This is a genomic window from Chryseobacterium lathyri, assembly GCF_019970085.1.
Classification (GTDB): Bacteria; Bacteroidota; Bacteroidia; order Flavobacteriales; family Weeksellaceae; genus Chryseobacterium; species Chryseobacterium lathyri.
In genome coordinates, this window is sequence record NZ_JAHXYG010000002.1 from 281,575 (window position 1) to 294,398 (window position 12,824).

Consider the following 12,824-nt stretch of genomic DNA (forward strand, 5'->3'; position numbering starts at 1 on the left):
ATCCTTACAACCTAATACCTGACTCCTATCATTTCAATAAACGAGCCTATCAAAATGATAGGCTTTTGTGTTTTGGTACGGTTGAGTTATTTGATTTAATTGATTGATTATTAGTTATTTGAATGTTTTTGTATCAGAGTGGGCCTTTATTTGGCCTATAGGACCTGAATAAAATATTTTAAAAATGACAATTTCAAGAAAAACGTTCAAAAAACGTGATCACGCAGGCTTCAGTCTGCTGATGGTATCGTACGTACTGCTGACCCTATTAACTTTAATAATAACGATATGATGCTGATAAGTTTGATTCTGCTTTTTGCAGTGATGTTCTGGCTTCTCTATAAATCCGTTGAATTTTTTGATAAAATATAAAACTATGTGGAGTTTATTTTTCCTTTCAATTCTGGCCTTTGTTTACATCTGCTACGTTTTGCTGAAACCTGAAAAATTTTAACCGGTCATGAATACAGAAATTTTAGGCGTTATTGCCATGTTTGTGATCACATTAGTCATTGGAATATTTCTTGGAAAATACATTGCTAATGTGTATGGGTACAAAAAGACCTTTTTAGATCCTGTTTTTGAACCTGTTGAAAAATTAATTTATAAAATATCCGGAATCAACCCGGTCCGCCAGATGACCTGGAAGCAGAATATGTATGCCATGCTGACGATCAATCTGGTCTGGTTCATTATCGGATTCCTGATCCTGCTGACCCAGGCGTGGCTTCCTCTGAATCCTGACGGAAACCCGAATATGTCACCAGATCTTGCTTTTAATACAGCTATTTCCTTTTTGGTGAACTGTAACCTTCAGCATTATTCGGGAGAGACGGGAGTCAGTTATTTAAGTCAGCTTTACCTGATGTTCCTGCAGTTTGTAACCGCAGCTACTGGAATGGCGGCTATGGCAGTTCTTTTCAAAGCTTTTAAAGATAAAACGACTACGGAATTAGGGAATTTCTATGATTTCTTTACTAAATCTGTGGTCAGAATACTTGTTCCGATCAGTATCCTTGTTGCTCTGATCCTTTCTGCCAACGGAAGTCCGATGACTTTTGAAGGAAAAGACCATATCACAACGCTGGAAGGACAGAAAGTTGATGTTTCCAGAGGGCCTGTAGCTGCTTTTGTGGCGATCAAGCATTTGGGAACCAATGGGGGAGGTTTCTTCGGAGCCAACTCAGCACACCCACTTGAAAATCCGAACTATGTAACGAATATGACCGAAATGGTCACTCAGATGATCATTCCGTTTGCATTGGTCTTTGCATTAGGATTTTATCTGAAAAAGAGAAAATTGTCATTGGTAATTTTCAGTGTAATGACCATTGGTTTTCTGGCGCTTGCTATACCGAATATTGTCAATGAGACAAGTGGCAATCCTCTTATCACACAAATGGGGACTGACAACAGCCTTGGAGCTATGGAAGGCAAGGAAATCCGCTTCGGAAGCGCATCTTCAGGATATTGGAGCATTGCAACAACTGTGATCTCAACAGGCTCTGTGAATTCAATGCATGACAGTACGATGCCACTTTCAGGAATGAATGAGCTGCTGGCCATGATGATCAACTGCTTCTACGGAGGCTGCGGTGTTGGAATCCTTAATTATTTCATCTTCATTATTCTCGCAGTATTCATCAGTGGTCTGATGGTAGGAAGGACGCCGGAATTCATGGGTAAGAAGATCGAAGCCAAGGAGATGAAGATTGCTATGATCGTGGCTCTGTTCCACCCGTTCTTAATACTGGTAGGAACAGCATTAACTGCCTATCTGCCTGAATTTGGTGCCAAAACATTGAATAATCCAGGGTTTCACGGGTTCAGTGAAATGCTGTACGAGTTCACTTCTTCTTCTGCGAACAACGGTTCCGGGTTCGAAGGACTTGGCGATAATACCCCATGGTGGAATATTTCAACAGGAATTGTATTACTCTTATCCAGATTTATTCCGATCATCGGACCGATAGCGATTGCAGGATTATTGGCACAGAAAAAATTCATCCCTGAAAGTTCAGGAACTCTGAAAACGGATACAGCTACTTTCGGCTTTATGACGCTGGCGGTGATCCTTCTTATTGCGGCTCTGTCTTTCTTCCCGGCCCTTACATTGGGACCTATCGCAGAACAGATCCAGTATTTCTCTAAATAAATATTAAAAATTAAAATCAATAGTCAACCATTAGGAAGATTGAAATATCAGGAAACTAGTCTAAACTCATCGAAACATTCACCTGAATATATTATCCATTTCCACTCCTCTTGTTTTAATCTGTCTTAATGGTTACCGTTGATTTACAATGATATAACTCTTTCAAAAAAATGAAAAATCAATCACAGACATTGTTTCAAAAAGATTTGGTGAACGAAGCGATCAAACAGTCCTTCGTGAAGCTGAATCCTAAAATCATGTTTAAAAATCCCGTGATGTTCCTGGTAGAGGTAGGAACTGTTGTGATGTTCATCGTAAGTCTTTTCAGTCTTACAGGAGACCAATCGCAGGGAAGCTTTGCTTATAACTTTACCGTATTCATTATCTTATTTTTCACCGTTCTTTTTGCCAATTTTGCAGAAGCAATAGCCGAAGCCAGAGGAAAAGCACAGGCAGATACCCTCAGAAAAACACGTGAAGAAACTCCCGCCAAAGTAATTTTGGAGAACAAACCGGGATTTCAGGTAGAAACCATTCTGAGAATGTCCGCCGAAATGAAGCTTGGTGATATTTTCCTTTGCGAAACCGGAGATCAGATCCCGATGGACGGAGAAATTATCGAAGGACTTGCTACCATTGATGAATCTGCAATCACCGGAGAAAGTGCCCCCGTTATCCGTGAATCCGGAGGCGATAAAAGCTCAGTAACCGGAGGTACGAAAGTTCTTTCCGACAGAATAAAAGTAAAAGTGACCACCAAACCGGGAGAGTCCTTTTTAGATAAAATGATTGCCCTGGTAGAAGGAGCATCCAGACAGAAAACACCTAATGAAATTGCATTAACCATACTTTTGGCAGGATTTACCCTGACCTTTATTATCGTAACACTCACTTTAAAACCTTTTGCAGACTACGCGCAGACTCCCATTACCATTGCGGCCTTTATATCACTTTTCGTTTGCTTGATTCCCACAACCATTGGAGGTCTGCTTTCTGCAATCGGGATCGCCGGAATGGACAGAGCCCTGAGAGCGAATGTGATTACGAAAAGCGGTAAAGCAGTGGAAACTGCCGGAGATATTGATGTACTGCTTCTTGATAAAACAGGAACCATTACTATCGGAAACCGTAAAGCGACGGAATTTCACCCTGCAGACGGAATCAGGCTGCCGGACTTTATTAAAGCTTCTGCGTTAAGCTCAGTAGCGGATGAAACTCCGGAAGGAAAATCCATTATAGAATTAAGCCAGCTGAAATCAGAAGACCTTCTTGTTCCCAACCCGGTCTACATTGATTTCTCCGCGGAAACCAGAACCTCAGGAATTGATTTTGAAGACACAAGGATCAGAAAAGGGGCTTATGACACGATAAAAAAACTGACTGAAAAAGCCGGGAATATCTTCCCGAAAGAAACCCAGGATGCCGTCACCAAAATTTCTGAAAACGGGGGAACCCCTCTTGTGGTAAGCGTTAATGAGAAAGTATGGGGCGTTATCGAACTTCAGGATATTATTAAAACAGGAATTCAGGAACGTTTCCAGAGACTGAGAAAAATGGGGGTAAAAACGGTGATGGTAACCGGAGATAATCCTCTGACGGCAAAATTTATTGCAGAAAAGGCAGGCGTAGATGATTTTATTGCCGAAGCCAAGCCTGAAGACAAAATGAACTACATCAAAAAAGAACAGCAGGAAGGAAAGCTGGTCGCCATGATGGGAGACGGAACGAATGATGCGCCGGCACTGGCCCAGGCCGATGTGGGGGTAGCAATGAACAGCGGAACACAGGCTGCAAAAGAAGCCGGAAACATGGTAGATCTTGACAATGACCCTACGAAACTGATTGAGATCGTAGAGATTGGGAAACAGCTGCTGATGACCCGTGGAACATTGACGACTTTCAGCATTGCTAATGACGTTGCTAAATATTTTGCCATCATTCCTGCACTGTTTATTACTTTCATTCCTTCCCTTCAGAAATTGAATATCATGAATCTTCACAGCCCGGAAACAGCCATATTATCAGCCGTTATTTTCAATGCCGTGATCATTCCTTTCCTTATTCCGTTAGCGTTAAAAGGAGTTGCCTATAAACCGATTGGGGCCAGTGCACTCTTAAGAAGAAATCTTTTAATCTATGGCTTGGGTGGTGTTATTGTTCCGTTTATCGGGATTAAAATCATCGATTTAGTGATCAGTTTATTCTATTAAAATTTAAAAAATGAAAAATCATATTGTTACAGCATTCAGACTGACTTTTGTAATGCTGGCTATCGTAGGAATTTATCTGCTTATCGTATACGGAGGTTCAAAAATATTGCCTACAAAAGGGGATGCAGAGATCATTACCCAGAACGGACAGAAGTTCTATGCCAATGTAGGGCAGGAATTTAAATCTGAAAAATACTTTCATGGACGTCCGTCATCTGTTAATTATAATGCGGCGGGAAGCGGCGGAAGCAATAAAGGACCAAGCAATGAAGAATATCTGGAAACCGTACAGAAAAGAATTGATACTTTAAAAATGGATCATCCTGGAATTGGAAATACAAAAGTTCCTGTAGAACTGGTTACGGCAAGCGGAAGCGGTCTGGATCCTGATATTTCTGAAGAAGGGGCTCTGTATCAGGTAAAGAAAATTGCAGAAGTGCGAAACCTTTCTGAAGAAAAAGTAAGAAATTTGATTAAAAATCAGACAGAGAAACCGTTTTTAGGACTTTTAGGACCTTCAAAAGTAAATGTACTGAAGCTTAATATCGCTTTGGATCAGTTAAAATAATCTAGCTATCACCGTGAAAAAATATATCATTACCAGTGCTGTATTATTCGGGATCTTTTTCCCGAAAGCACAATCATCAGATTCATTAAAAACAGAAAATAAAGTGACTTTTTCTGCCTATGCAGAACTTTTCTACACGTATGATTTTAATGAACCAGCCAATCATCTCCGTCAGAATTTTTTATACTCCTACAACAGACATAACGAGCTCAATCTGAATTTAGGATTGGTAAAAGCGAATTATCAGAGTGAAAATCTCCGCGCAAATGTAGCTTTAATGGCCGGAACCTACGCGCAGGACAATATGGCTGCAGAACAGGAAGCATTGCGCTATGTAAATGAAGCAAACGTGGGAATTAAAATTTCAAAGACCAAAAACCTTTGGATTGATGCAGGGATTATGCCTTCCCACATCGGCTGGGAAAGTGCCATAGGAAAAGATAATGTTAATCTGACAAGAAGTTTTGCTGCTGAAAATTCACCGTATTTTGAAACCGGAGCAAAGGTTTCTTATACTTCAGACAATGGAAAATGGTTTTTAAGCGGATTAGTGCTTAATGGCTGGCAGCGTATCGCAAAACCGGAAGGTAACCAGACGATTTCTTTCGGGCACCAGGTAACCTACAAACCGACAGAAAAAATTACACTGAACAGCAGTTCATTCATTGGAAACGATAAATCAAAAGCTGAAAAAAGAATGCGGTATTTCCATGATCTTTACGGGAATTTTCAGCTGACAGAACGATTCTCAGCGTTGCTTGGGTTTGATATCGGGGCAGAACAGAAAGAGAAAGGAAGCAACAGTTATAATATCTGGTACACTCCAAATGTCTTAATGAAATACCAGCTAGACAACAAATGGGCCCTGGCAGGAAGAGTTGAATATTACAATGATAAAAATGGGGTGATCATCACCACCAAAACACCCAACGGTTTCCAAACCTTCGGCTATTCCCTGAATGTAGATTATGCTATTCTGAAGAACGTGGTTTTCCGTACAGAGGCGAGAGGATTTACGTCTAAAGACGCCATTTTTGTGAAAAATGATGAGATGAAGCAGGGAAATTTCTTTATCACAACAAGTCTGGCTGCATGGTTTTAGAAAGAGAAAAGTGAATAATGAAGAGTGAAAAATAATTAATCAACCACAAAAATCACAAAAGATCTACACTTAAGTTATTTGAAGTTTAAACGCATTGTGAAAAGAAGATCACCTAAGTTTTCAAAATCAAAGATTGTATAGTAAATAAATATGCATAAACATCCGTGAAAATCTGTGAAATCCGTGGTTAAAAAACAACCAACAAAAGTCACAAAAGATCTACATTTAAGTTATTTGAAGTTTAAATGCATTGTGAAAAGAAGATCACATAAGTGCTCAAAAATCAAAGATTTTATAGTAAATAAATATGCATAAACATCTGTGAAAATCTGTGAAATCCGTGGTTTAAAAAACAACCACAAAAGTCACAAAAGTTTTTAAACACTTAAGTTATTTGAAGTTTAAATGCATTGTGAAAAGAGTTCACATCAGTATAAAAATCAAATATTTTTATACTGATGTATACCACTTATAGAACCGGGGAAATTCCCTTCCACGGGAGGGGGTGGAGAAAATTCAAAGAATTTTTGACGGGGTGGTTCGGAGAGTAGTTCAAGAAAAAATGTCCAAAATAATCGTAACTTACTTATATCGTCTAAAGTGTTGGAAAATAAACCTTTTGTGCCTTTTGTATTAAAAAAAATAAAGCAAAAAAAATCAATGTCATCAGCAAAACATTTTTTAGAACTCATTCAGAAATCCCGCAAAGGAAAATTCAAGATCTATATCGGGATGAGTGCAGGCGTGGGAAAAACTTTCCGGATGCTTCAGGAGGCACAGTCTCTGCTGCGTAACGGCATTGATGTGAAAATAGGCTATGTGGAAACTCATAACCGTGAAGAAACCGCAGCCCTTACCGCCGGAATTCCTGAAATACCGAGAAGATCGGTTTTCTATAAAGGTAAAAACCTGGAAGAAATGGATCTTCAGACCATTATCAATGAACATCCTGAGGTGGTTCTCGTGGATGAATTGGCGCATACCAACGTAGAAGGTTCAAAAAATAAGAAAAGATGGCAGGATGTGCTGGAGATCCTTGATAACGGAATTAATGTCATCAGTGCCATGAATATTCAGCATATCGAAAGTCTGAATGAAGAAGTGAAGAACATTACAGGAATAGAAGTCGCTGAACGTGTTCCTGATAAAATTCTGGGTCTTGCCGATGAGGTAGTAAATATAGACCTTACTGCCGATGAGCTGCTGACCCGCCTGAAAGAGGGGAAAATTTATAAAAAAGAGAAGATCCAGACTGCGCTTACCAATTTTTTTCAGAGCGGACATATCCTGCAGCTTCGAGAGCTTGCTTTGAAAGAGGTAGCTGCCCACGTGGAAAGAAAGGTGGAAACGGAAATAAAAACAGAGAATTTTAAACCGATAAAATTTCTCGCATGCATCAGCAGTAATGAAAAGATCGCTAAAAATATCATCAGGAAAACAGCCCGTCTGGCAAGTTATTACAATAGCCAGTGGACGGTTCTTTATGTACAGAGGCCATCGGAGAATCCCGAAAAAATTGCCCTCGATAAACAGCGGTATTTGATTAATAATTTTAATTTAGCACAGGAATTGGGAGCGAAGGTCGTCCGGGTAAAAGACAGCAGTGTCCACAAAGGAATTCTGGATTACGTGATTGCCCATAATATCACGACAGTCTGCATAGGAAAACCCCACGCAGAGCTCTGGCAGCGTCTTTCCGGCTACAGCTGGATTTATACGCTGATGAACAGGCTGAATGAGAGGCAGATAGATATTATTATTTTATCTTAGAAGTAATGAAACTTAAAACAAAACTCACCCTAGGCGTAGGTCTTTTATTTTTACTGATTGTACTCATGTCAGTAATCGGATCCGTCTATATCAATAAATTGAAATCGGATACGGAAAAGATCCTTACGGCCAATTACAACAGTCTGGAATTTTCCAAAAATATGTTGCTGGCACTGGATAAAATAAGCACGGACAGCGCTATTGCCGTCAATGATTTTCAGAAAAACAATAAGCTGCAGGAGAAAAACCTTACTGAGTTTGGCGAAAAAGAAGCTACCCAAAGCCTGAATCTTCATTTCAACAGTTATCTGAAACAATCTTCTCCGGAAAAAGAAAAATTGATCCGTGAAGACCTCGCGAAAATCATGTCTCTGAATATGAAAGGGATTGAAAGAAAAAGTGATATCGCCATCATCACCGCTGAAAACGCCACTTTCTGGATCGTCAGTCTGGGAACCGTATGTTTCCTGATTGCTTTTATCCTGCTTTTTAACCTGCCTCAGACCATTGCAGAGCCTATCAATCAGCTGACGTTCAGTATCCGGCAGATTGCAGCTAAAAATTATAATGAAAGGGTACATTTCAAAGGAAGTGAAGAATTTAACAGCCTTGCGGATTCTTTTAATACCATGGCGGAAAAGCTTCAGGAATACGAAAGCAGCAGCCTTTCCAAACAGCTGATGGATAAAAAACGTATTGAAACACTGGTGAATAATATGCATGATGCAGTGATCGGGCTGGATGAAAATCACTTTATCTACATGATTAACGATGAGGCATTAAAGATCACCAATCTACGTAAGGAAGAAATCATTGGCAAGACCGCCCATGAAGTGGCTGTCAATAATGATCTGATGCGGGAACTGCTTAAAAATATCGATCATCCGGTGAAAGAACCGATCAAGATTGTTCGTGATAATAAGGAAAACTATTTTGAGCAAGATATCATTCCCATCAATATTGTAAAAACGGGTGAAAAAGAAACCAGATATATCGGGAAAGTAATTCTTCTTCGCAACATTACCCCTTTCAAAGAACTGGATTTTGCTAAAACCAATTTTATAGCTACAATCTCTCACGAGCTTAAAACTCCGATTTCTGCGATAAAAATGGGAGTACAGTTACTCGGAAACCAAAAATTCGGAGCGCTGAATGACCAGCAGCAAGAATTGCTCAAAGGCATCAATGATGATGGCCAAAGGCTATTGAATATCACCGGAGAACTCCTGAACCTTTCACAGGTAGAAACCGGAAATATCAGACTGACCATTGAAAAATGCTCACCGAAAGAGATGGTACAGGCTGCTGTAAAAAATGTTGAAAAGCTGGCAGAACAGAAAAATATTCCAATCGATACAGAGTATCTTATAGGCGATAATGACTGGGTAAATGCAGACTTTGACAAAACAGTCTGGGTAATTAATAATTTCCTGACCAATGCAGTAAAACATTCCTTCCAGGATGAAAATATTGCGATCAGGGTAGAAAGGCTGAATTCAATGATTCAGTTCAGCATTACTGATACCGGAAGTGGGATAGATGAGAAATATCACCGCCAGATCTTCGACCGCTATTTTCAGGTTCCGGGGGAACAGCAGAATGGAACCGGGCTTGGCCTGGCTATTTCTAAAAACTTTATTGAAAAACAAAAAGGTGAAATAGGTGTGAAAAGTGCTCCAAACCAGGGAAGTACTTTTTATTTCAGGCTGCCGGTGGTATAATGTTTAAAGGTGTAATAAATTCTTTAAATTTACAAAACAACAAACCATAAAATTCTTTAATGAAAACATCTACTAATCTGCTGTTATTCCTGTTTTTTATCCTGTTTCAATCACAGGTCTCCGGTCAGGCTTTCAAACTGGAAGAGCTCGCCGGATTCAACAGGCTTGATATGGCTTCATTTAAAACAGAAATTAAAGAGCAGCATAAATATACTTTCTATGACAAAACAGAAAGTCCTGCATTTGTTCTGTTCGAGTATGACAGCCCGGGATATATCTATAAAATTGGAAAATTTGAATATACCGATGATAAATCTCAGGACAATATAGAGTTTCAGTTCAAAGACAAAAAAGAACATGATGCCTACATAAAAGCAATTCTCGCAGCAGGCTACAAACAAACTGAAAAAGGGAAAATACTTACCGGTGAAAATTATGTGGATTACCTTAAAGATAAAGCACAGATCAGAATGGTTCATCCTAAGACTGCAAAGGATAATTACACGATTATAGTTTTCAAATAAAATGATTTTTTATATACTTTGATATCACTGGATTTTGTACGATAAAAAATAAGGGCTGTAAATTTTTTTTACAGCCCTTCAAATATAGATAAGGTTATTAGTTTATTTTTTAATGAACTTCTGGATCATCGTTTTGTCTTTTGTAAACAACTTGATGATGTAGTTTCCTTTAGCCAGTTCGGCTACATTTACAGAATTGGTTTTTACGCCTGTAGTATTCAGGATTCTTCCAGAAGCATCATAAATTTCAGCTTTGATGATCTCCTCACTGGTTTTGATGTAAAGAATATCCTGTACCGGATTCGGATAAATGCTTATATTTTCCTTGCCTGTTTTAGTTTCAGAAACTGCCAGCACATTTCTTACCGTAGTCGTGTAAGTGTTGGTAATGATCGGGGCATTATAATCAAAATAAATATTTGCCGTATTGCTGAATGCATCTCCCATGGTCAAAGTAGATTTTGTTTTGATCTTGAAAGAAACGTATCCATCATTATTGGCATCGTCAAACGGAAGCTGTATATTTTCAAAAATAAATTCGGCCGTATTTCCGGTCATTCTCGTTACAAAACTATGGCTTGCATGTAAAGGGGTGAGAGTAGAGATATCAAATTTTGAAGCATCAATTACATCTTTCACCACAATATTCCTTGCGTTGGCAGTTCCTTGATTTTCAAACCGGATCAGGTAATGAACGTAATCGCCCACCTGGGTCTGTGCAATCATCGTTCCTTCAAGACAGGTTTTATCATTCGGATCCAGAGAATTCACAACCGTTTGGTTCAGGGTAAATGTATTGTCTGTTGGCGTATCGTCAGGGGCTCCGTTGATCTGTGCTGTATAATGCAGGATATCACCATCGTTTACCGGTGGAGTATCGGTTGGTGTATTCAGTTCGAATTTAACTTTAACTTCTCTTGTTTCAAAAGGAAAAAGACCTGTGAAATTCCAGGTAAGGTTTCCGGTAGATTGAGCATCAGGAGCTACAGTAGAGCTTACGAAATCCATAATACTGTCGTTATAGCTGAATCCAACAGTTCCGGATTGCATGGTCGTTCCCTTGTTTTTGAAAACAATTTTATAATCCGAATTGAATCCCGGTACTGCAGAATCCAATGGAATAATCACAATTTCAAGGTCCGGATGAGATCCGTTGGCTGTGATACAGAAATTCTGCATCAGCGGGCTTGTCATCATCGGGAAATTAGCCGTGAAAGTGGCAGGTGAAATACTGAAATAGGCTGGGTTTTCAAGAACCGGAGTTATTGTGTGTGAGCCTGCCGGTACCGGAAAGGAATAGTCGCCAGAATTATTACTGATAACGCTTCCTGTAGTACCGCTACCTGCGATATTGAATTTCTGGAATGCCTTATTCTGATCCGCCGGATCGCAGCCGTTTCCGTTAAGATCATATTTTGTATTTCCTTTGATGGTATAGAAAGTTCCGCCGGGAGTGAATGAACAATAAGAGTTTACCGTTACATTATTATAGCCGAACGAAGTATTGTAGGCAATTGTCTGATTAATTTCAGATTCGTCACAGCAGATATAGCTTAAATTAGGATTGTTTTGATAGAGGCCAGAGTTAAGCCTGCCGTTTTTCATGAATATACTCTGCAAATTGTTATTGGGAGCATTAAATGAGTTCAAAATGGTGTTATGGGTAATGTTAAGAGAAGTAAGCTGGTTGTTATTGAGGAAAAGCGTCTGCAACAAAGGAACTCCGGAAAGATCGATGCTGGTGAACTGGTTGTTGATGATCCTCAGATAATTTAAGATCGGACTCTGACTTAAATTAAGGGTTGACAGATTATTATAACTGGCCTCAAGTGATTTTAATTTGGGTGTATTCTGAAGAATGAGAGAGGTAAGCTGGTTAGCGGAGCATACTACGTCTTCAAGTTTTGTTAAGTTACTCAGATCAAGACTTGTCAGCAAATTTCCGGAAATATGAAATCTGTATAGATCAGTCAGTGAACTTACATCAATGCTGGAGATTTCATTGTCACTGCACAGAAGATATTTCATAGTCGTACTTCCGGCATAGTTGATCGTTTGTAGCTTTCCTCCGTTACACGTCAGGATATTCATTTTCGGGAGATTGGAAATATCCAGGTTGACAATTGCGGAATTGGATACATTAATATTTTCCAGTAAGGGACATCCCGTAAAGTTGGCAGAAGTCATATTCACGTTATTCGTAAAACTTACCAGTTTCAACGTTTGCATACCGCTGACATCTACGGAAAGAACGGTTGGACAGTCGGATACATCCAGATATTCCAGGTTGGTGAAAGACTTTATCCCGTCTATTGAGGAAATCTGGAATGAATTGCCATTGGGGCTGTAGATTGTGATATTCCTGATATTGGCAGCTTCAGAAACCTGTATTTCTCCGTCGTTATTGAGATCCATAGGTATCCAGTTGCCTGCAAGATTTTGAGTAATGTGGTTGGTGGTAGTTCCGGAAAGGAGTTTGGCTTTAAATTGCAGATCCGGGATGCTGACAATCTGTGCGATGACAGATAAGTGTGCCAGAAAAAGCACAAAAAAGTAGAGTTTTTTCATGGTCGAGTGATTATTTGTTTTGATAAATATATGAAAAATTGTATTACGAAAAATAATTACTTTTTAATTTTTATTATTTCATATAATGTTTGTTTTGTTTGTTTTTGTTTAAATAATTTATTTAAATATTGTTTTTGTGTTAATTTTTTATTCTGTATAAATATTATGGAATTGTAGAAATATGAGGAAAAATATGGTTATTTAAT

At 39.1% G+C, this 12,824-nt stretch carries 8 protein-coding genes; 7 read left to right on the forward strand and 1 reads right to left on the reverse strand.

The window, feature by feature from the left end; genetic code table 11:
* Positions 1-460: 460 nt before the first annotated feature.
* The 7 genes from kdpA (at position 461) to LC418_RS06695 (ending at position 10,050) form a co-directional block, all read left to right on the forward strand.
* Entirely contained in the window at positions 461-2,155 is a 1,695-nt protein-coding gene (gene kdpA, locus LC418_RS06665) for a potassium-transporting ATPase subunit KdpA (protein ID WP_223558525.1), read from the forward strand.
* A gap of 170 nt (positions 2,156-2,325) precedes the next feature.
* Complete coding sequence (gene kdpB / locus LC418_RS06670) at positions 2,326-4,365, forward strand: potassium-transporting ATPase subunit KdpB (RefSeq protein WP_223558526.1); 2,040 nt, start codon at positions 2,326-2,328, stop codon at positions 4,363-4,365.
* A gap of 10 nt (positions 4,366-4,375) precedes the next feature.
* A complete protein-coding gene (kdpC, locus tag LC418_RS06675) occupies positions 4,376-4,933 on the forward strand; it encodes a K(+)-transporting ATPase subunit C (RefSeq protein WP_223558527.1) in 558 nt (185 codons plus the stop codon).
* A gap of 13 nt (positions 4,934-4,946) precedes the next feature.
* Positions 4,947-6,035 (forward strand): porin, encoded by a 1,089-nt coding sequence (locus LC418_RS06680; RefSeq protein WP_223558528.1) that lies wholly within the window; start codon positions 4,947-4,949, stop codon positions 6,033-6,035.
* A 660-nt stretch (positions 6,036-6,695) separates the two neighbouring features.
* Positions 6,696-7,805 (forward strand): sensor protein KdpD, encoded by a 1,110-nt coding sequence (locus LC418_RS06685; protein ID WP_223558529.1) that lies wholly within the window; start codon positions 6,696-6,698, stop codon positions 7,803-7,805.
* Positions 7,806-7,810: 5 nt separating this feature from the next.
* Positions 7,811-9,526 (forward strand): sensor histidine kinase, encoded by a 1,716-nt coding sequence (locus LC418_RS06690; RefSeq protein WP_223558530.1) that lies wholly within the window; start codon positions 7,811-7,813, stop codon positions 9,524-9,526.
* 59 nt (positions 9,527-9,585) lie between these two features.
* The gene (locus LC418_RS06695; RefSeq protein WP_223558531.1) at positions 9,586-10,050 is read left to right on the forward strand and encodes a hypothetical protein; all 465 of its coding nucleotides are present in this window, start codon (positions 9,586-9,588) and stop codon (positions 10,048-10,050) included.
* 102 nt (positions 10,051-10,152) lie between these two features.
* Here the strand turns inward: LC418_RS06695 and LC418_RS06700 are convergent, their stop codons facing one another.
* Complete coding sequence (locus LC418_RS06700) at positions 10,153-12,618, reverse strand: DUF7619 domain-containing protein (protein ID WP_223558532.1); 2,466 nt, start codon at positions 12,616-12,618, stop codon at positions 10,153-10,155.
* Positions 12,619-12,824 lie beyond the last annotated feature (206 nt).

What these genes read in the sequence shown, in the direction of transcription:
- kdpA (WP_223558525.1), top strand. Translation starts at nt 461, where the DNA reads ATGAATACAGAAATTTTAGGCGTTATTGCCATGTTTGTGATCACATTA.
- kdpB (WP_223558526.1), top strand. Translation starts at nt 2,326, where the DNA reads ATGAAAAATCAATCACAGACATTGTTTCAAAAAGATTTGGTGAACGAA.
- kdpC (WP_223558527.1), top strand. Translation starts at nt 4,376, where the DNA reads ATGAAAAATCATATTGTTACAGCATTCAGACTGACTTTTGTAATGCTG.
- LC418_RS06685 (WP_223558529.1), top strand. Translation starts at nt 6,696, where the DNA reads ATGTCATCAGCAAAACATTTTTTAGAACTCATTCAGAAATCCCGCAAA.
- LC418_RS06690 (WP_223558530.1), top strand. Translation starts at nt 7,811, where the DNA reads ATGAAACTTAAAACAAAACTCACCCTAGGCGTAGGTCTTTTATTTTTA.
- LC418_RS06695 (WP_223558531.1), top strand. Translation starts at nt 9,586, where the DNA reads ATGAAAACATCTACTAATCTGCTGTTATTCCTGTTTTTTATCCTGTTT.
- LC418_RS06700 (WP_223558532.1), bottom strand. Translation starts at nt 12,618, where the DNA reads ATGAAAAAACTCTACTTTTTTGTGCTTTTTCTGGCACACTTATCTGTC.